This window comes from Paenibacillus sp. FSL R10-2748, assembly GCF_038005565.1.
Taxonomy (GTDB): Bacteria; Bacillota; Bacilli; order Paenibacillales; family Paenibacillaceae; genus Paenibacillus; species Paenibacillus polymyxa_B.
This window is the reverse complement of the sequence record NZ_JBBOTK010000003.1, coordinates 551,751-572,439: the sequence shown is the minus strand read 5'-3', so window position 1 is coordinate 572,439 and position 20,689 is coordinate 551,751. Positions and strand designations below refer to the sequence as shown.

At 45.9% G+C, this 20,689-nt stretch carries 15 protein-coding genes; all 15 read right to left on the bottom strand.

The features are described 5' to 3' along the window. Nucleotides 1-225: 225 nt before the first annotated feature. The gene (locus NSS66_RS12550) at nucleotides 226-4,245 is read right to left on the bottom strand and encodes an S-layer homology domain-containing protein (protein ID WP_071558134.1); all 4,020 of its coding nucleotides are present in this window, start codon (nucleotides 4,243-4,245) and stop codon (nucleotides 226-228) included. Nucleotides 4,246-4,435: 190 nt separating this feature from the next. After that, complete coding sequence (locus NSS66_RS12545) at nucleotides 4,436-5,566, bottom strand: glycosyltransferase family 4 protein (protein ID WP_028542169.1); 1,131 nt, start codon at nucleotides 5,564-5,566, stop codon at nucleotides 4,436-4,438. 137 nt (nucleotides 5,567-5,703) lie between these two features. After that, nucleotides 5,704-6,465: a WecB/TagA/CpsF family glycosyltransferase gene (locus NSS66_RS12540; RefSeq protein ID WP_023990693.1), complete on the bottom strand. Its 762-nt coding sequence runs from the start codon at nucleotides 6,463-6,465 to the stop codon at nucleotides 5,704-5,706. Nucleotides 6,466-6,473: 8 nt separating this feature from the next. After that, a complete protein-coding gene (csaB, locus tag NSS66_RS12535; RefSeq protein WP_340959038.1) occupies nucleotides 6,474-7,610 on the bottom strand; it encodes a polysaccharide pyruvyl transferase CsaB in 1,137 nt (378 codons plus the stop codon). Further along, nucleotides 7,586-9,601, bottom strand: a complete 2,016-nt coding sequence (locus NSS66_RS12530; protein ID WP_025724240.1) for a DUF5693 family protein — start codon at nucleotides 9,599-9,601, stop codon at nucleotides 7,586-7,588. Before NSS66_RS12530 ends, csaB begins: the two co-directional genes overlap by 25 nt. Nucleotides 9,602-9,860: 259 nt before the next feature. After that, entirely contained in the window at nucleotides 9,861-11,579 is a 1,719-nt protein-coding gene (locus tag NSS66_RS12525) for a phospho-sugar mutase (RefSeq protein ID WP_160788471.1), read from the bottom strand. 98 nt (nucleotides 11,580-11,677) lie between these two features. Beyond that, nucleotides 11,678-12,124, bottom strand: coding sequence for a 3-hydroxyacyl-ACP dehydratase FabZ (gene fabZ / locus NSS66_RS12520; RefSeq protein ID WP_013312312.1), 447 nt, complete (start codon nucleotides 12,122-12,124; stop codon nucleotides 11,678-11,680). 903 nt (nucleotides 12,125-13,027) lie between these two features. Continuing rightward, the gene (locus NSS66_RS12515; protein ID WP_028542171.1) at nucleotides 13,028-13,240 is read right to left on the bottom strand and encodes a DNA-directed RNA polymerase subunit beta; all 213 of its coding nucleotides are present in this window, start codon (nucleotides 13,238-13,240) and stop codon (nucleotides 13,028-13,030) included. A 10-nt stretch (nucleotides 13,241-13,250) separates the two neighbouring features. Then, a complete protein-coding gene (locus tag NSS66_RS12510) occupies nucleotides 13,251-14,078 on the bottom strand; it encodes a flagellar hook-basal body protein (protein WP_023990701.1) in 828 nt (275 codons plus the stop codon). A 13-nt stretch (nucleotides 14,079-14,091) separates the two neighbouring features. Then, nucleotides 14,092-14,976, bottom strand: a complete 885-nt coding sequence (locus NSS66_RS12505) for a flagellar hook-basal body protein (protein WP_023990702.1) — start codon at nucleotides 14,974-14,976, stop codon at nucleotides 14,092-14,094. 121 nt (nucleotides 14,977-15,097) lie between these two features. Beyond that, complete coding sequence (locus NSS66_RS12500; RefSeq protein WP_013312317.1) at nucleotides 15,098-16,096, bottom strand: rod shape-determining protein; 999 nt, start codon at nucleotides 16,094-16,096, stop codon at nucleotides 15,098-15,100. Nucleotides 16,097-16,267: 171 nt separating this feature from the next. Then, the gene (gene spoIIID, locus NSS66_RS12495) at nucleotides 16,268-16,555 is read right to left on the bottom strand and encodes a sporulation transcriptional regulator SpoIIID (RefSeq protein ID WP_007432737.1); all 288 of its coding nucleotides are present in this window, start codon (nucleotides 16,553-16,555) and stop codon (nucleotides 16,268-16,270) included. Between the two features lie 201 nt (nucleotides 16,556-16,756). Continuing rightward, nucleotides 16,757-17,497, bottom strand: a complete 741-nt coding sequence (locus tag NSS66_RS12490) for a M23 family metallopeptidase (protein ID WP_013312318.1) — start codon at nucleotides 17,495-17,497, stop codon at nucleotides 16,757-16,759. Nucleotides 17,498-17,567: 70 nt separating this feature from the next. Continuing rightward, nucleotides 17,568-19,007 carry a stage II sporulation protein D gene (gene spoIID / locus NSS66_RS12485; protein WP_023990705.1) on the bottom strand — a complete coding sequence of 480 codons (1,440 nt, stop codon included), beginning with the start codon at nucleotides 19,005-19,007 and terminating at the stop codon, nucleotides 17,568-17,570. A 227-nt stretch (nucleotides 19,008-19,234) separates the two neighbouring features. Further along, nucleotides 19,235-20,590: a UDP-N-acetylglucosamine 1-carboxyvinyltransferase gene (murA, locus tag NSS66_RS12480; RefSeq protein WP_028542175.1), complete on the bottom strand. Its 1,356-nt coding sequence runs from the start codon at nucleotides 20,588-20,590 to the stop codon at nucleotides 19,235-19,237. Between the last annotated feature and the right edge of the window lie 99 nt (nucleotides 20,591-20,689).

Genomic DNA, 20,689 nt, shown 5'->3' with positions numbered 1-20,689 from the left:
GAGATAAATACTTAAAAAAAAGCAATTAATTACAGACGTTTAAGCCAAATCCAAAACCAAAAACATTGTAAGGCTAATCCACAATTTTTACCTCATTGATATTATGGCATAGGCCCTTAATCCCAGTCAAATAGCTGATTTATAAAAAACATCCCTCTCATGTATATGAAAGGGAATTACCATTTCGCATGGAGGGATGTTTAATAATTTCAGGTGTTTTGTTGATTAGATTTTAGGAAGCAGCTTTTTATCAGCCATAACTTTAGCTACAATAATCGCTGCATCTCCGCGCAAGGTCAAGGAAGTAGGATTAAACATATATCCCTTTTTCAGATCGCTTGCATCCACAGGTGACCCTGTGATAAAGCCTTTTTTGGCAATAGCCAATATAGATGCTTGCGCATAGTAATCAATCTTGTCCGCATCTTTAAAGGTCTTAGACAGGTTCTTCATGATCTTGTCATGATCTGTTTCCAGCTTCAAATTCAATGCCTTGGCAATAATGACTGCTGCATCTTGGCGTGTGATTACATCTTCCGGCATAAAGATTCTTGGTTGCGAACCTTTGACAATACCGGCGCGTGCAGCTGTTTCAATATAACGATAATCATAGAGCGCATCTGCTGATATCGTATTTGGAATAGACACGTCGTCGAAATGCTTCGCTCCGCTGAAATTAAGCGGAATTTGCAGACCTTTGACGATCATAGACGTAAATTCGCCTCTTTTAATGTAGCTGTCTGGTCCAAAGCTATTAATCGGATCCATTGGGTTCATAACACCTTTAGCCAAGATGGCTTCGATGTAATCTCTGGCGTATTTATGCTTAATGACATCACTATACGTTTCTCCAACTTTAGCAACTACATAGTAACCGAAACGATCAAACGGTACCTTAATGGTATGTTTTTTCGGATCCACCACACCACCAATGTTCTGCCAATCTTTAAGATCAGAATCAAAATAGAACACCGTCATTTGTTTCCCTGCATCCTGAGCGATACTGTTATCATACGTCAAAGTTAATGTTGCACGCTTGGATGGTACTAATTCATTAGAAGGATCACGCCAGTAGAAGTTTTTAATCTTGCTACTGTCATTTTGCGACTTGTTAGCCAATTGATAAGGATCGGCACCATAAGTTACCGGATCGTAATCATCTGTTTTAATGTCATCTGCTGTACCTGGGTCAATCCAGAATACTGGACTTGACTTGGTAAAACGATTTGGGAATTCTCTGTTAAAGTATCTACTTCCATCTGCAATCAAGCTCTGCATATCCGACAATGCTTTTTCGGTTTCAAATTCATGACGATCGACCACACCATCTTCGCTATTTGCTATTGCAAAGTACAAAGTGTGACCAGAGAAAACCTGGTTTTTGAACTGTTGCGGTTGATCGTAATCCCGACGAATCAGACTCGTTCCCTTTGCAAAAGCAAGTGTAAGATTGCCATCGAACACTTTGTGCGATGTTTTCATCGCTTCCATGTACTGCTCACCAGGAATATTAGTAGGCACATATTTAACAGTAATGGTCTGTTTCAATTTTTCTTTGCCTACAGTAACCACTACGTCAATTTTATTATCTTTGTTGGCTTTTAGACCTGTAACGATGGCTTTGTAAGTAGATGGATAATCAATGGTACCATCATAATCAGAGTCGAATCCCTCTTGAACTGCTGTTTCTTTACCTACCGTAACACTATCTGCATTACCTGCGTTTACAACAACTTGCACAAAGTTTTGATTCACGATTCTCTTTTCAGGGAGCGGACGCAAAATATCAAAAGATGTGGATTGACCGGATACTTGCAGTCGGAAAGTAGCAAATGGTCCGCTCTTGCCGCTATTGTACAAGGTAATGTTATAAGCTACTGGTGTTCCATCTTGCGAAATAGTTTGGTTTTTCAACACAAAGCTGAAATACTTTTTGTCCGGATGGTAGTACACAAGCAGGTCTTTTAAATCTTTATTTGTAAATTTATCTGTAGTAGAACCGGAATTGTATGTTGTCTTAGCATCTTCTGCTGAGAAAAACTCGTTACTCAGCGTCCAGTTGACTTCACTGTCATCCGATCCCTTAATCTCCAAAATATATTGATCTTTATTAGCAATATCACTTAACGAACCATTTACCTGATCTGCTTTACCCAAATCAGCAATACTGAAAGTACCAAATACATTGATATTTTTCAGGGATGTATTGTAGTTGGTGTCATCCACTTTGGTGAAATTAGCATCTTTTGATTTCGGAGCAATTTCGCTATATTTCGGCGTATTGCTCAAGCCGCTAACTGGCGTAAAAGGGATGATTCCTTGTGTGTTTGGAACAGGAATTACTGGAATATTCGTCTGTGTAAAGTTTACTTTTACCGTATTGCTATACTCAATACCTGGCTTGTATACAAACTTGATTTCATTATTCCCGTTCGCCAAGGCATTGGCTGCGGCTGTCTCTGAGGAAGCAGCAAGCTTGAAGTCCGCTCCTGAACCATCCAAATCAACCAATACATTATTAACATACAGGAATACATTTCGGTTACTTCCAGTGTAATGAATATCTGCTGCGTTACTCACATCAAGTAATTTACCTTTAAAGTTGCCCAGCTGAGTCAATTTATAGGTATTCAAGTTTGAGCTGGATGTATTCAACGGAATTTGTTGCCCATCATAAATCGTATCGTATTTCATGAACGGACCCTGCAACAGATTCACTGTTGCTTTAATTAACTTAGTCGAGTCACCATTCAGATAAAAATTCAGTACATTTTGTCCTTCTTTAGGCAAAGTGTCTACATAAGCAACAATTTTCTTCACTTGCGTTGACTTACCATTAATTGTACGAATTACATCTTGAGGCTGCCCTACAGTATGAACCGCTACTCCGGAAAGCTCACTAATTGAAGAAGGTGCACCATTAACAACGATAAACTCCATACCTACAGGTACAGATGCAGCATCTGTAGTCTTGTTCTTCATAGAGCTACCTGTTAATTTCATAGCTTCATCTAGAGCAGCTGCCTGATCAGACCCGCTTCCATTAATTCTGTTCAACAATTGAGTATTAAAATCAGGAAGATAGTTAACATCATCAATATACGGCTGAGTGCTACTGCGCAATGTAAATTGGACAGCCGATGGAGCTGGAGGTGTACTGCTATCCGTATAAGTTATGCCCAGGGATGCCCTGGTCAAATGATCAAGTACAGCTTCCGAAGGTACAGTCACCTGAAATGGATATACTTTATAGCCATTTGATGTAACTATATTTGCAGTATCAATTGTAGCATCAACCCCAGTCGCACTACCCACAGCACTACCATTGTTACTCACATCGGTAAAACGTGCATTGATTGTGGCCACTCCTGGATCGGTCGCACCAGCTGGTACCAAAACGTTACCTTTTAAAACCACACCACTTGTAGACGATACAGTAAAGTCAGGCGAAGTGGTCAGATCGGCAGAAACATTCCCATCCTTGTTCAAGGTCAAATCAGAGAATTCCGGTTTACCCGTATAAATCGTAATTTCACGTGTAACTGTGAGGGCCTGAGTCCCGTTGCCCACTTTAATAGTCACTATATTTTTACCTGGACTGAGTACCACACTACCTGTTAATTTATATGCGGTATAAGAGTTAACTGTATACGTATTACTGCTTTTTGCAGACGTGAGCGTTACACTGTCAGCATTAGGAGCCGTACCTTGAATGACTACTTTTACATCATCCGTACCGCTATTGCGTGCGTCTGTCAGCACTGCTGTCTGATTCTCTAGCAACTGCTCGGTTGCACCATTCAGCGTAGCAGATAGATCATAAAGCTTAGGCCCATCTTGATACTCAATGTAAATGGAGTCCTTCATATCAGCCGAATTTTGGCTGCTTTGAAATGTAATCCGGTTCAAACCAGGAAACAGTTTAATGTCTGTAACTTTAAGCGTAGAGCCACTGACCGTAATTCCGCCTTTTTGACTCTCGTTCTTATTAACCACGTTAAGGTTTGTTCCATTTTTAGAGAGTTGGAATACACTATAAGATATAGTACTTCCGTTCACTCCGTTAATCGTACCGTTAACTGTAACTCGGTCAGTGTTTACCATTCTAGCCGAATCCACATCATATTTTTCACTTGGAAAAATAAAATAAGTTCCCGTCGCAGCATGAGCCGTACCTACCAGGGCCGCCGGCACCAAGCCAATGATGAGACCAACCGTCAGCAACATGGATAGCAATCGTTTCAAATCATTGTCCTCCTTTGATTCTGTCGCACCTTGGGGTACGTAATCATTCAATACTTTTTTTATCGGTAGTAAACATACAAAAAATTAGTAAATTCTCAAAAAAGGAGGGAGTTTTTTTACAGCAAACATCAAAAAAGCCTTCAAACCCGCGGTATACCGCCAAGCTTGAAGGCTTACTTTTAAATTAAAATTATAATTTCGAACGTGTTTGGGAATCTGGCTTAGCCAGCAACCGAATCAGTGTATTAATAACTGGGCGTTTGGTTTTGCCAACAAGACCAATAACCTCTGCACCGATCTGTAGGAAGAACATCATAATACAAATCACGACAAAGGTGACCCAGTTCGCTTCATTAAGCGCAGCAGACGATTGAATCACCGCCAATACACCGAAAAATGCAGCAATACCGTAGATAATCAACACCGTCTGTCTGTGACTGAAACCTAGTTCGCGTAAGCAGTGATGCAAATGACCTTTATCCGGAGAGAAAATCGGTTTTTTCTGCAACTTGCGACGAATGATAGCAAAGAATGTATCTGACAAAGGTACACCGATAATAATCAATGGCGTAATAAAAGATACGATAGCAATTTGCTTGAAACCAAGCATGGATAGCATGGCCAGAGAGAAACCTAAAAATAATGACCCTGTATCACCCATGAATATCTTCGCAGGATGAAAGTTAAAAAATAAGAATCCGATAATACTGCCCAGCAGCACAAGACAAAGCATAGCTACCATGTAATTGCCCATCAGTACCGACATCACAAAGATAGTTCCAATCGCAATTCCTGAGACACCTGCAGCCAGTCCATCCAGACCGTCAATCAAATTGATGGCATTCGTTACACCTACGATCCAAAAAATCGTAAGCGGAATGGAAATCCAGCTTTCCAAAGATGAGTATGCATCCTGAAAAGGTACATTTACAAAATCTACACGAATATCAAAAGCAAACACGACCATACACGCAACGGCAATTTGAGCCAAAAATTTCAATTTTGCATTGAGATCAAAACGATCATCGAGAGCACCAATCAGTGTAATCAGCGTACCACCAATCAGAAAGGCTGCAATAAAGTTAATATCCCGAGAGGACAGCATTCCGTCAGGCACAAAAGGTAACACCGCCAATAAGGACAACAGAAATGCCAAGAAAATCCCCAGTCCGCCAAGACGCGGCATAATTCGGGTATGTACTTTTCGGGCATTCGGTACATCGACGGCTCCAACCTTCACAGCGAATTTCTTGACGAGCGGTGTCAGTAACAGCGCAAGTCCCAGTGCCATGATGAACCCAATAATATAGATCAATAACATTTGATCATTCGACCCCCAATTTTAAAGCAATCCCTTTTCAGATGTAACCGCATTGAATTATACTCTGATCAAAAATAAATACCAAGCTTCATATTCTGGCAAATTAGCGGGTTTTGTAGGCAGATTCAAGCTATTTATCACACTTTTGTGACGTTTTCTTTTTCGCGCATCACTTTCGCGGCGAATTTCGGCAGCGCAAGCATTCTTTTGTAACGGCTTGGCTCTTTGAGGAGTCTATATAACCATTCAGCCCGTAGCTTTTGAAACAATTTAGGTGCGCGTTTGGTTCTGCCTGATATAACATCGAAGCTACCGCCAACCCCCATCATCACCGGTACACCCAGCTGTTCCTTATATTTACCAATCCAGGGTTCCTGCGTGTCCGCTCCACGTGCTACAAACAACAAATCAGGATTTGCTTCACGAATGGCTGCAATCACGGCTTCATCCTCTTTAGGTCCAAAAAAACCATCACGCTTGCCACAAACCGTAATTGCGGGATAAAGCTCATGTACCCGCTTTGCGGTCGCTTGAATCACCTCAGATGTTGATCCCAGTAAATAAACCTTCCAATGATAGTTTTCTCCAGCTGCAAGTAATTCATGTAACAAGTCAAAGCCCGCTACCCGCTCAGGTACAGGATGTCCTACATAGTTTGCAGCCCAGACCACGCCAGTCCCATCCGGAACAATCAACTCTGCCTGTTTCATCACGTTCATGTACACTGGATCTTCCAATGCAGCCATTACCATAATCGGATTGGCAGTGATCACTTGATGGGGCTGGCGAGACTCCACTGCTTGAATTAATATATTTAATGTATCTTTCATATTAAGCCTTGATACCGGAACACCGAAAATCGGGACGGTAGGCACATTCGTAACCTTATCAACTGTCACTGTATCCATCATCCTTTGCGACACAAGTAATTAACGATATGCTGTGCCGGTAAGCGAGCCTCACTTTTTAACAAAGCAATGGCCGCTCCCTGGCTCTCGATCCATTGACTTCGCTGATCTAGCAACCGCATAGACTCATTAGCCAGTTTTTGTCCATCCAGTGCCTCTGTAGTGCCTACAGGCTGGCTACCGACACGGCTGAGGAAATGGTCAATTTTAGGATCGTAGGATATCCCCAACGGAGGCACCTGGTGGGATGCTGCATAGATCAAGCTGTGTAATCGCATCCCGATCATCAAACTGCAACGGCTGACTTCCAAAAGCATCTGTTGAGGATCGGTGACTTGATCACACATGCTGACAAGGCTCCCCGTCCCCCTAATATCCCCCAACAAATCCATTACCATCCTTGAAGCCTGCTCGTCATCAGGCAGATGGAAAGGTAAAAAGCGTAAGTGTACACGGCGCTCAGCAGCTAATCTTTTTAAGCCGTCCGCAATAGCCGTTAAATCGCGACGTTCCTTATCCCAATAACGTACAGATACGCCAACGATCGGAAGTTTATCCATATCAGTCTCAAATGCTGCTTTATGCAGCTCGGAACCCGGGGGCAATGGAAGCCCCATTACCGGATCAGGAACAACTTCGACAACCGGGCGCTTCAGTTTCATAGTACCCAGCAGTGCGGCAGATTGCTCATCTCTTACAGAAACATATTCACAGCGCTGAAACACAGAACGGATCATAGGATAAAATATCTTCCGTTGTACCGGACCAATGCCCTGAGCATATACAAACGTCGGCTTTCCAGCCCATTGGGCCAGTTTCAGAATCGCCAGATAATACGGAATGCTTTTAGGGCTTGTTGCATCCTGGAGCAAACTCCCGCCGCCACTTATTAGCCCATCGCTGTTTTTAATCGCTCTACGAACTTCCCCCAGACTCATCCGCTCTACAGCTTCTACCCCGTACATTTTCTGTGTCCAGGCGGGGTCAGAAGACAGAACAACAGGCTTGATTGTAATCCCCGCCTGACGACTCTCCTCCTCTAAAGCTGTCAAAATCGACTTGAGCACCGCCTCATCTCCACTATTGCGAAAGCCGTAATAACCCGAGATGATTATCGTTTGAGCTGTGGTGACCATTTCTTCCAACACCCTTCCAGCACTTGCCACACGACAATTGCGATGATTCCCAGCACCAGACCGAAGCCCAATCCTAACAGCCCGCGACTAAGCGACAGTGCCGCTGGAGAGTGAATGTGAGCAAAGGTATCCACCATAGAGGCTTGGCCAATAGCAGCTATAATCAGTAAATAGATTGCTTTGCGATATTTCAAAGCCAGGAACGCCCCTGCAATAAACAGTGGGTGAGCCATCAAAAATTCCTTATTGCGCGGACGTACACCAAACGCATTTTCAAGGAAGTTCCGGAAAACCAGCTCCGTGTTCGACACCGTACCCGCATTTCCGGTACGAGTCAAATAGTAATAGCCTGCGGCTGCGATAACAGCCAGTGCGATCACCCACAATACAGTAATCGGCGTACGTAGCAGCTTGGAAATTTCCTCCCGTATAGAAACACCACGATAAAAGAAAATATATATCGCTGCTAAGAAGATCGGCAGAATGTGAAGCAAGCTTACACCTCTAAATTGGTTCAGCACAAGGCTGTAAGCAATACTATTCAACAGAGCAATAACAAAAGGCACTGCAGCCAGCGACAAAATCGCTGTCTGTACGTACAGTATAAGCGTTTGAATCAAACGCTGACCTACAGAAAGTTCGGACCCCTGTTCACGTTTAATTCTAATCGTACGCACGGCGATAATCATTGCAACCGTAGGTCCGCTAATCGCCGCGAGTAGGGCTAGACCTTGCTCCATCAAGCTGGAGTTCAAAACATAAAGTCCTGCTGAACCTACCAAACCGAGTGAAAATGCCAGCAAAGTCAATGCCGGGACGAAATAGGACACCATAATGGAGAAGAATGCCAGTGCACCCAGTACGACAATCATTTTCAGATAGCGCTGAATGGACGAATCGACGACTTGGAACGGTTCAGCCTGTCCAAGTTCAAACCCCTTTTTCTCCATCCGTTGTACAGCGTTACCCGGCTTGTCCAAGCTGTGGATTAGGTTATCTACCGAATCCTTCACCTTGGCTTCAGCAATACTACGGCTAGGCGCGGTATTCAGATACAACATGCGAATATTACGATCCTTGGTAGCCAATGCAAAACGATCGGCCAACGTTTCCACATCGAGCGTTGAATCTTTATCGCTCAATGAGTATAAACGCACAACGTTATAGTGGATATCGTAAGCGAGCTTATTGAAGCCTGCTTGCGGTTTTTTTAAGTTTTCGATAGCAGCTAGGCCAATATCGTATTTGTTCAGCAATTTAGCAAATGCCGCCAAGCTATGCTCTTTCTCGTTATCAGTGAAGCCTTTGACTGAATCACCTTCAAACAAAATGCGTTTTACACCATTCTGCTGAAAGGAAGCAAGCATCTCTTCCGTCAACTCCTGGTTGTAAGGAAGACTGTCGCTCATCCGTGGAACAATAAAAAATCCTTTGCTCCGAAGCTGCTTCATCGCAATCGGGTCAGGCTGCATGGGCTTGAGATACGCATCCTCTGGAGATGTTTCCACAACTAACCCTTCCTGTCCCTGATAAGTCCAAGGTTTTACATTGATGTCCAGGCTTGTAAACGTACGTAAAATTAACGGCTTTAATGCCTCGGCATTTTCTTTATCAGCGAAAACAATATACGTAAAATTCTCATTTGCAGGTGAAAGCCGTTTTTCCATATCGGCAACGTTCTGAGTCGTATAGGTTACGACGCGACCCGCTTTACGGAAATCATCCAACGTACTTTCATACATAGCCATGCTGTTCACACCCGCTTGCTGTAAGCGGTCAAGTTGCTCATTCAGATAGTCCTGCGGGTGAGCCTGATACGAGGCTGCCTCCGTCAAATCCCGATAATCGAATACAATCTCTACTTTTTTACTCGAGGATTCTGTCTTCACACGATCGGCGATGACCGGAATGGAAGCCAGCAAGCCGACAGCCACCAAAATCCATAACCATTTTCGAGAAGCCGTATTCCAATACTGCCATTTCTGATACACCAAAGAACCTCCTTAATATTCGGGATTTTGCAAAATTCAATGCTGCCCACCTTGCCGTACTCAGCCTTTTGGTAGGTCACTCATTGAATTTTGCAAAATCCTCCGTTGCCGGAATAAGCCTATTTTCCCAAAGCCTCTTCCAGGTTATTCTGCAATACAGAAATGACCTCCACGGCGTACTGCCCTTTGCCGTGAGAGGTCACCGATTACTATATCTTATCCAATTACCTTAACCTATTCTATTATAAAGGGATTTTTCTCAAGCGTCTACGCGAGCCATAACAGCATCGACCAGGTGGCTGATTCTTTGCTCCGCGTCTGACAGCGAGGAACCGCGTACCGCGAAGTATACTTTGATTTTTGGCTCCGTTCCCGAAGGGCGCAGGCAAAACCACGAACCGTCCTCCAGTAAAAATTTGAGTACATTTTCCTGTGGAAGTCCGTCCAGACCTTGTGAGTAGTCCAGTACCTTGTCTACCTTCACGCCTGCAATCTCTTGAGGCGCGTTGCTACGCCAATCGGTCATTTTGCCCTGAATTTGTGCCACTCCATCCTTACCCTTAAGGGTACGAGACTCCAGCTTCTCAAGGAAGTAGCCAAACTGCTCATACAGCTCTTGTAAAACATCATAGAGCGTCTTACCTTGTGTGCTGTAATAAGCAGCAGCTTCAGCGATCAGCATAGCCGCCAAGACAGCATCCTTATCGCGAGCATAATTCCCTGCCAAATAACCATAGCTCTCTTCATAGCCAAACAGGTAGGTGTACTCGCCAGTTTCGTCAAACTGGTTCATTTTCTCGCCAATATACTTGAAGCCAGTTAGCGTGTTAAACACAGTTGCTCCAAAATGTTCGGCAATGACTGCGCCCATTTCGCTGGTTACGATGGTTTTGATAACCGCCCCATTATTCGGAAGCTTGCCTGTTTCTTTCAGCTGATTCAACAAGTAGTAAACCATGATCGCGCCAGACTGATTACCGGACAATACCACATATTCGCCATCACGGTTTTTCACAACTGCACCCATACGGTCAGCATCAGGGTCTGTTCCGATCAACAGATCCGCACCAATTTTCTCACCCAGCGCGATTGCCAGTTTAAACGCATCACGTTCTTCCGGGTTTGGCGACTTGACAGTCGAAAATTCAGCATCTGGCAGCTCTTGCTCAGGCACTATATGCACCTGTTCAAAACCGATCTTCTTCAGCACACGACGAACCGGTTCATTTCCAGTACCATGGAGAGGTGTAAACACAACTTTGAAGTTTTTGCCTGGTCCGGCTGCAATCAGCTCACGGTTCACACTCACACTGGCTACCGTATCTACAAACGCTTCATCTTCCTCTTCTCCAAGCCAAACCAACAATCCCTGTGCCTCTGCTTCCTCACGTGTCAAACTGCGAATGTCGGCAAAAGAAGGAACCTCACGGATATAACTAATTACCTGTTCAGCCTGATCTGGAACAAGCTGACCCCCTTCATCGTTGTATACCTTGTATCCATTATACTCAGGAGGATTGTGACTCGCTGTCACAACGATCCCTCCACTGGCTCCCAAATGACGTACACTAAACGAAAGCTGTGGCGTTGGACGCAAGGAAGGGAACAACTTAGCCACGATACCATTGCCTGCCAGCACCAAAGCTGCATCCAGAGCAAATTCTGGTGAAAAATGACGCGAATCATGTGCAATGACAACCGAAGGTTTGCCTTCTTTACCAGCATGCTGTTCTAAAATATAGCGAGCCAGCCCTTGAGTCGCACGTCCAATGACGTAACGGTTCATCCGGTTACTTCCTGCCCCGATCACTCCACGCAGACCGCCTGTACCAAATTCCAGCTCTTTGTAAAAGCGATCCTCCAGTTCCTGCTCGTTGCCTTCCAATGCGCGCAACTCCTGTTTAGTCTCTTCATCAATATAAGGGTCTTGCAGCCAGCTCTCAATGCCTTCTAATGCTTTTTTACTCAACTGCGTCATACGGAATTTCCCCTCTCCATTTTTGGGTTGTCAAAACAGGATTTCTATGTACACATGCACTCAGTTCAGACGTCGTACTTATGTCGGCAGAGCTTTATTTATTGGGGAGGGTCAGATAAAGCAAACATAATTTCGCCCTCAGCTACTACCGTATCGCCTACTTTAGCCGTAGCTTTCCCTTTGCCAAATGCGCCTTTGGAACGAGTGATTTCCACTTCAAGCGTAAGCGTATCCCCAGGAACCACCTGTCCACGGAAACGGAAACCATCCAACCCTGCCAAGAACCCGATTTTGCCACGATTGCTCTCTAGATGCAGTAATGCGACAGCCCCAACTTGAGCCAGTGCTTCGGTGATCAACACACCAGGCATAACGGGATACCCCGGAAAATGTCCAATGAAATGAGGCTCATTCATCGTTACATTTTTAATGCCCACTGCTCTTTTCCCTTCCTCCAGCTCAATAATACGATCTACCAATAAAAATGGCGCTCGATGTGGGATAATCTCCTGAATTTGATTAACATCCAATTGCAATTTGTCCATTTACCTTAATAACTCCTCCCGCTTGCAGGTTTGACTCTGTATCAGTCATGAGTTACTGCAAGCATAATATTACCCCGCCTGCGCTGCATAAAAACAGCTCTTGGCGGCAACAATGTTAGATATCCTTCACCTACTGCAGAAGTGGAGGTTGAGATAAGGGGCTTTTTCCGCCGGTTATGCAACCCGAGGCGCGAAGAAGCCCTTTTGCCCGTGCTTGGTTTTACCCCGCAGTGTTATAAACTTCCCCATCATTATACAGTTATCAGATACAAAAAGAAAATTACGCGGAAGTACCATATTGGGTGCTCCTATTATGGGGGTGAAGCGAAGTTTCATTTGAGCCAAGGGGGGGAAGGGCTACGTGATTTATTTGATCTTCCGATCGCTGTTGCCCCTAAATTTTTTCATTTTATAATACCTGCAAGGTTAAAATTTAGGGGCAAAGGCGAACGCTATCGCTTCTCCAGATTCAAATAAACCCCTCCGCCGAGTTACTTTTGGCTCAAAAGGAAAGCCTCGCTTCAATAATACTCGCTTGCCGTGAAGGGCAGTGAAACAACCGAAGGCCTCTGCGATTGTGTCCAATGGCTGCAAGCTGCCCGTCACTGCATTTGAAGGCTCCTGCCTGAAGGCATAACAAAACCCTGCGCCACTGGCACAGGGTTTTGTTATTCTATACTCCCCACACAAATTGCGGGGGGGTTATTTTAATAAAAGTGGCCCTGATGGCGGGTAGCAGCGGAGCGAAGGATTTGAATCTGGAGAAGCGCGAGCGTTCGCCTTTGCAAAGGGATTTTTACATCTGAATAATTTATCAAATAAGAAAATCCCGCTGCAACAGCGATCGTATGATCAAATCATTCGCGGAGCGACCTTTTCCCGCCCCCACTCATTTAAAGTAAACTAAGGCGCAAATATAAGATCAATCACATGCTGCCAGGTTTTCCATTCGAATACACCTGACAACCCTTGCTTACCTACAATTACATATCCTGCAATTAAGCCGCCTAACAGCGAGAACAGGAGCAGCAACGGAACTACGAAATAACGAGCAGTACGCCAGCGGGACTTCGTCTTTTCAGGCACCGGACGGGAATCAGATTGTTCTTCTTTCATCACCAAATCCTTAAGCCCTCAGATTGTTGGCCAGGTTCATCATCGTATCACTAGAAGTTAATGCCCGTGCCGCCATTTGATACATCCGCTGAACTTGCATCATATCCGTCATTTCGCCCGCTAAATCCACATTAGATTCCTCAAGATAACCGGAACGCACAGATACGTCCGCTGGAACAGCACCTGCCACACCTGCAGCTCCGAATACATTTGCCTCTGTTATACCATTCAACAACACGAACAGGTTATCATCCCGCTGTTCCAGTCCTTCTGGACGCTGTACATCCATTAGCTTGATTCTCTGACCAACTGTCGGAGCCCCAGTTCCATTAGCACGAATCAGCAATTCGCCATCCGAGTTAATAGCCACCTTGGAACCCGCTGGAGCAGTCACAGGAACATCATTGTTATCCAGCACGGAATAACCTTCAGCAGTGGTCAACATCATCGTCGCACTATCATTCGGATCAGGAACAAAATGAAAGCTACCGTCACGGGTCCAAGCTTTTTGCCCATTTCCCTGAACTTCAAACATGGCATTACCTTGAATCGCCAGATCGGTAGGAAGTCCCGTCTCCTTGAGCGGACCTTGCTCCATATTTTTCATGATTGCGGCCGTTTTAACTCCGTAGCCCAAATTATAGCCGAGCGGCATGGCCCGTCCATTTTGGAGATACGTTGAAGGCTGTTGCTGCACATTGGCCAATACATCTTCAAAGGAACCCTGTTTACTCTTATAACCCACTGTATTGATATTAGCAATATTATCGGCAATTAAATCCAAACGCTGCTGCACACTGGCCATAGATACCATTGCGCCAATCATGGAGTTGTTCATCACTTACCCCCTGTTATACACGGCCTACTTCATTAACGGCCTTGTCCAAGCTTTTATCATAAAATTGAATTACCTTCTGATTCGCCTCATACGCTCTTAACGCAGCCATCATATCCACCATGGACTGTGAAGCATCTACATTAGATACCTCCAGATAACCTTGACGAACGGATACAGCATCGTTAGCAGTCATCATTCTAGCTGTAGCACCGTCAGTATCATTCAGGCGAAAATTCCCATTGCCCTCACGAACGAGCTGGTACGGACGATCAATGACACTAATACCGAGCGTCGTCCCCAATGTCTGGTTGGACTGGCTATCTACCAATTCGCCCCGCTCATTTACTTTAAGCTCTGAGACAGCCCCCGTCAATTGAATCGGGTTTCCATTCGTATCCAGCACCGCTGAGCCAGTCGATGAAAGCAATGCTCCCGCTCCATTTACTTGAAAATGTCCATCACGTGTATAACGAACGTTACCATTACTGTCCCGCACCGTAAAAAACGCTTCTGGACGGTAGGTGACTTCACCGTTAGCATTGATGAATTTCCCTGCCTGATCAAAAGCCATAGGTTGACCAGTAGCTGGGTCGTTCACATTAATATTGGACTGTATCGCAAAATCCGTCGCTTGTCCACTGTCCTTTAATGCTCCCTGAATGTAAGGGGAGAGGCTTTCCTCAGCAAAAACGCCAGTATTGAGCTTGCCGACCGTACGGTCCGGGTTATCAGGGTTACCACCCGTCATGGAAATAAGCATTTCGGGGAAAGAACGCTGAACACTGTTCTCCTGTTTGTATCCCGTCGTATTCATATTAGCAATATTTTGCGTCACGGTGTCATGGCGTCGTTGTTGTGTCATCAATCCGGCGGCCGCAGTATATAAACCTCTCAACATGTATCGTGCACCCCAATCCTATACTCTGCTAAAATCATATGCTCGCGCGGAGGCACGAAAGCCAAAATGCTAGGTAACCTGTCTGACCGCACACGAGTCTCTTATAGTCACTATCGGCAGATTAGAACTTTTTCTTAACCACATGATCCAAATTATCCAGCATAATTCCTGTACCTTTAACAACACAATGCATCGGATCTTCGGCAACCAGTACTGGAACACGCAGTTCTTCAGCAAGCAGCTCGTCCAATCCGCTAAGCAAGGCACCGCCACCAGTCAAAATAACACCGCGGTCAATAATATCAGCTGACAGTTCCGGTGGGGTCTGCTCCAATACAAACTTGGCCGCAGCAACAATCGCCGATACAGGATCTCTAAGCGCATCCTGCACTTCATCCGCAGAAATACTTAACGTTTTGGGCAATCCGGATACCATATCCCGTCCACGGATGTCCATCTCTGCACGACGTCCGCTCGGATGCACGGTTCCGATAGCAATCTTGATATCCTCAGCCGTACGTTCCCCGATCAGAAGCTTGTACTTCGTTTTTACATATTTCATGATGGCTGTATCAAATTTGTCCCCTGCCATTTTAATGGAAGAAGCTGTTACGACATCCCCCATAGAGAGGACTGCAACGTCAGTCGTTCCGCCACCAATATCCACTACCATGTTGCCGCTAGGCTCAAAAATATCCATTCCTGCTCCGATGGCAGCCGCTTTTGGCTCTTCCTCCAAAAATACTTCCTTGGCCCCGCTACGCTCCGCCGCTTCACGAATCGCTTTTTGCTCCACTGAGGTAATGTTCGTCGGCGCACAAATTAGAATACGAGGGTGGCTGTACCAGCTTTTTCCCCCTACCCGATTGATAAAATATTTTAACATCGCTTCTGTTACTTCAAAATCGGCGATGACACCATCACGTAATGGACGGATGGCTATGATATTACCAGGAGTACGTCCCACCATACGGCGCGCTTCCTCTCCGACAGCCAGAACTCTTTTTGAATCGCTTTCTATCGCGACAACGGAAGGTTCGTCAAGAACAACCCCCTTCCCTTTGACGTGGATAAGCACGTTGGCCGTACCGAGGTCGATACCGATATCATTACTGAACATATTAAAAAGGCCCCCAAAGTGATATTTTAAAAAGCTAAGATTCGACAAGAAGCGGCAAATATATGTATAAACCTACGGTTACATGTCATTTTTCGTCTTGTACCATCTTTTAACATATCATACTTCAGGGGGTTGATTCAATGGCTTTGCCAGCCAATTCACTATATATTTTTAGGACTTGCCAGAAACGAGAATCTCCCTTCGTTTGCCACTCGTTTTTTTGTACTTAATTTTCGTCGCTTCTCCTCCCCGCAGATGGCGGATGGATTTATGGTATTCGAGAATGTGCTTCACCTGATCGGCAAGATCCGGGTTGATTTCAGGCAGCCGTTCGGTCAGATCTTTATGCACCGTGCTCTTGGAGACACCAAATTCCTTGGCAATCGTACGGACCGTATTCCTTGTTTCCACGATACAGCGACCGATTTTGATGGTCCGTTCCTTGATGTAATCGTGCACGCTCCCGCCTCCCTACTGTGGATAGTTTGGTACATTATATGAGGAGCGTGCCTATATATTCGCGGTTTGGCGGGAAGACATGCTTCCGAAGGCCTATTTATTTGGCAAAAGCAGCTTATGTTTACCTTATGCACAAAAACTACACAAGAAAAAAGCAGGGAATGTGGATTCCCCGCTTTGCATGCAAAGCCATGACCAAATTTATTTTTTAGGAAGCAGACCTGCTGGATTCACCGGCTTGTCATCCTGATACACTTCAAAATGCAGATGTGTTTTCAAATCCTTTTCAAGCTCGTTACGACCCGCTGAAGCAATCACATCGTTTTGTTTCACTTGATCGCCTTCTTTTACTTTCAGATCACTCAAGCTTTGATACACCGTTTTGAGATTATTATCATGCGTGATTTCTACGACACTACCTACCAGCGGATGTTGTTCCACACGAGATACTTTGCCACTCAGGGCGGCTCTCACTTCAAACGCCTGATCGTCGGCCCGGGAAAGATCAATCCCAGTGTTAGCGGTAAATGTTTTATCGTACTCTACCATAGCTGCCGCCTGCTCATCAGCGGTCGCGTTCTCATCAAAGAACGGCTTTACGACCTGTACTGCGCCAGCATCTGCTACTGGCCATGCGATATTTTCCGACTGGGCAACTACTTCCACGCTTTCTGGCTGTTGTCCGTTAACATCGGTGTTCACTGCACTTGTGCTTTGTACCGATGGACTAGCTGGGTCAGGTTTGAAAGACTTCTGGCTGGCATCCTGATAGACCCACACTAAGGTTAGTATAATGGCTGCTGCGGCAATGTAGGCTGCCGGGTATGCCCACCTTTTGGACAACAGCTTTTTCCACGAAGACGGCCGTGAAGCTCTTCCACCCTGAAAGGTTTTGGGTGTTTCTTCATGGTTTTGGTTCTGGTTTTTATTTTGTTCATTCATTTGCTCATCACCTCAGTAACCAGTGTTACCGGGTGCAACTCTTTTATACTTCAAAGTTTCGAAATATTTACTAACTTAGAATACGAGAGGCTTGCGCAAAAGAAATGCCAGTATAATAGTGAAGGAGAATTTGAGTGGCAGTATGACCTTCCTTGGCCATTCCATTGGCTCCCCACTGACTCATACCAACACCATGACCATAACCATAGGTTGTTATAGCAATCCGATCCCCTTCAGCCTTCCACGTAAACTCAGCCGAACGCAGCCCCAGTTTGTTACGGATTTCCGGCCCTGTAAAGATTGAACCACCAACCTCAATCTTCTTGATGCGATGTCCTTCTGTCTTAGAGAGTATACGAATCTCTGGCATTCTCCCTCCTCCAGTAGAAGCAGCTATCGCAGTACGACTCAACCCCAATCTATCGAACACACTCTGACGACTCAGTGTGACGGTTTCTGTATAACGTGGGGCCAACTGCTTGTCCCATGGACTTGACACACTTCGTAAATAGGGCACTGCCTTCGCCCATACATCCTCTGAATTTTCGGTGTAGCCATTGCTAGTAGAAAAAAAAGAGGCCGTAATGGGCTTGCCTTCATATACCATGATCGTATCCTTGGTGTCTCGTACGGCCTGCTGAATTTTAGCCAGCTCTGCGGATTTACCAGAGTGCCCCCATTCTCTAGTAAGTTTAGCTTTAGAGATATAAGCCTGATGTTTAACAGTATCCGTCACATCTGCTCCCGCCGGGGCACCGCTGGTGTCATCAGCCAGCAAACGCCGGGCAATGAAGGTACGCGCGGCAATGGCCTGCGCTTTCAGTGCCTCGCCCTCGAAGCTGGGCGGCATTTCGGCGGCTACTACGCCGACAATGTATTGCTCCAGCGGTAACGTCTCCGTGCGACCGGTAGACGTGACGTACACACGCACGTCCGGCTCTGCCACCACCGGCACGCTGCGCGTTGGAGCAGCGGGCACCGCCGGTATCGGCGGGACACCTGGCAGGCGCGTGACGGGCGTCCCGCCCTTTGCCGTTACGCTAGGTGCAGCCGGTGCTGCCGTGCGACTGCTCGGTGGCACCTGCTGCGCCGTCTGGCGAGGCCACGCCATTAGCGCGGGCACAGCCATGGCAAGCACCAGCACCCCTGCCATGGCGGCGAATGGCAGCCATGGGCGGCGGCTGCCCCAGCGCGGGGCACGCCCGGCGGAAGGACGCAGGTGCGGTAGCGGCACCTGCAGCGGGCTTGCAGCGCGTGTGTCATGGACCGCTGCTCCAGCAATAGGCAAAGCCGTATCAACGGAGTTCACAGCGGAAGGCACGGCTGTTGTACGCCGATTGGGCTTGACGCCAATCGGCAATGTACCTCTTGTGTCCGGCTGCTGTTGCATAAGCTTATTTTTTTGTAACGAAGTAGCTATAGAGCCAGAACCTTCCTCCGCAAGTGAAGCCTGGCGATGTTCCTTAGGATGATGAATGGGTATACGGATGCGAACCTGTGAATCTTTCATAGGCTGAAACCTCCATCAAAGGGCTAAGTGTCCGGCTGGAAGTACAGATATACTCCAGCAGATATTTTCAATCATATGAAGTCGTCCACTTTGATAGAACCGTTTTAAGAGAACTGAAAGAATGAAAAAAACTGGTTGCAAACAACAAAAAAACCAAGCCCTTTCGGACTTGGTTCCTTATTGTTCAAGAATATACTTATGCAACATGAAGCGACATACGTTAAAGCTTAGGCGAGGGAAGGCTGGATCTTCTTAAACAGATTTCCCGACGTCTCTTCTGGCATTACGCGCTCTGTACTGGGCGAATGATTCAGTTTGGACTCTTCCACGGTCACTCTGTAAATGTCCGCTCCCAATCCAGTCAGCTTCTCAGCCAAATGAACGTAACCGCGATCGATGTGATGTACGCCGGATACCTCCGTTGTACCTTCCGCAATGAGTCCGGTCAGAATTAACGCAGCACCTGCACGCAAATCTGTAGAGGTTACTTTCGCACCTGTCAGCTTAGCATTACCAGTTACAATGGCGGAACGACCTTCAACCTTAATTTCCGCATTCATGAGATGAAATTCATCCACATGCATGAAACGATTTTCAAACACGGTTTCCGTAATAATGCTCGTTCCTTCAGCGGCAAGTTGAAGTGCCATCATCTGAGACTGCATATCGGTAGGAAAACCAGGATAAGGCAATGTTTTAACATCAACGGCCTTTAACGGCTTATCTGCAATGACACGAATTCCGTTCTCATCAGGTTGAATGGTTACACCCATTTCTTCCATCTTGGAAATAACCGGTCCTAAATGATCGGATATTGCGCCTTCTACATATACGTTCCCGCCTGTGATCGCAGCAGCAACCATATAAGTACCTGCTTCTACCCGGTCGGGAATGACCGTATGTTTTACACCATGCAGCTTCTCAACGCCTTCAATACGAATAACGCCCGTGCCCGCACCGCGTACTTTGGCACCCATTCCATTCAGGAAATTTGCGAGATCAACAATCTCAGGTTCCTTAGCAGCATTCTCGATGGTAGTTACGCCCTCAGCAAGAGTAGCGGCCATCATAATATTCTCGGTTGCTCCTACGCTGGCTACATCCAAATAAACTTTAGCTCCACGCAGACGCCCGTTACTTTTAGCTTCAATAAAACCTTGGCCCAGGCTAATCTCCGCGCCCAATGCCTCAAAACCCTTCAAATGCTGATCAATTGGTCGCGTTCCGATTGCGCATCCGCCTGGAAGCGAGATCCTTGTACGTCCCAAACGTGTAAGCAGCGGCCCCATAACCAAGAATGATGCGCGCATTTTCCTAACCCACTCGTAAGGGGCTTCACAGGAAATTATCTTCCGCGCGTCAACACGAATGACCTCATCTTGGTATGTAACGCCTGCTCCTAAGGACTCCAGCACTTTGTTAATGGTCATCACATCGTCTAGAGGAGGTGCATCAATAATAACACTTTCTCCTTCTTCTCCTAGCAGAGAAGCGGCGATGATCGGCAGAACTGAGTTTTTGGCTCCGCTGACTTTGACACTCCCGGTCAATCTGTTGCCACCGCGGACGATAAATTTGCTCATCTATGGTTCCCTCCGCGCGTCATTTCCCTTTTCCATTCTGGAAAAAAAGAACATATTCCGCTATTTTCATGCCTTGCTTTTTCATTACATAAAAAAACA

Excerpts from the sequence above, each read along its gene's own strand:
- csaB (WP_340959038.1), bottom strand. The coding sequence starts at position 7,610 with ATGGTCACCACAGCTCAAACGATAATCATCTCGGGTTATTACGGCTTT.
- NSS66_RS12515 (WP_028542171.1), bottom strand. The coding sequence starts at position 13,240 with ATGAAAGAAGAACAATCTGATTCCCGTCCGGTGCCTGAAAAGACGAAG.
- NSS66_RS12505 (WP_023990702.1), bottom strand. The coding sequence starts at position 14,976 with ATGTTGAGAGGTTTATATACTGCGGCCGCCGGATTGATGACACAACAA.
- spoIID (WP_023990705.1), bottom strand. The coding sequence starts at position 19,007 with ATGAAAGATTCACAGGTTCGCATCCGTATACCCATTCATCATCCTAAG.
- NSS66_RS12545 (WP_028542169.1), bottom strand. The coding sequence starts at position 5,566 with ATGTTATTGATCTATATTATTGGGTTCATCATGGCACTGGGACTTGCG.
- fabZ (WP_013312312.1), bottom strand. The coding sequence starts at position 12,124 with ATGGACAAATTGCAATTGGATGTTAATCAAATTCAGGAGATTATCCCA.
- NSS66_RS12525 (WP_160788471.1), bottom strand. The coding sequence starts at position 11,579 with ATGACGCAGTTGAGTAAAAAAGCATTAGAAGGCATTGAGAGCTGGCTG.
- NSS66_RS12510 (WP_023990701.1), bottom strand. The coding sequence starts at position 14,078 with ATGAACAACTCCATGATTGGCGCAATGGTATCTATGGCCAGTGTGCAG.
- NSS66_RS12500 (WP_013312317.1), bottom strand. The coding sequence starts at position 16,096 with ATGTTCAGTAATGATATCGGTATCGACCTCGGTACGGCCAACGTGCTT.
- NSS66_RS12490 (WP_013312318.1), bottom strand. The coding sequence starts at position 17,497 with ATGAATGAACAAAATAAAAACCAGAACCAAAACCATGAAGAAACACCC.
- murA (WP_028542175.1), bottom strand. The coding sequence starts at position 20,590 with ATGAGCAAATTTATCGTCCGCGGTGGCAACAGATTGACCGGGAGTGTC.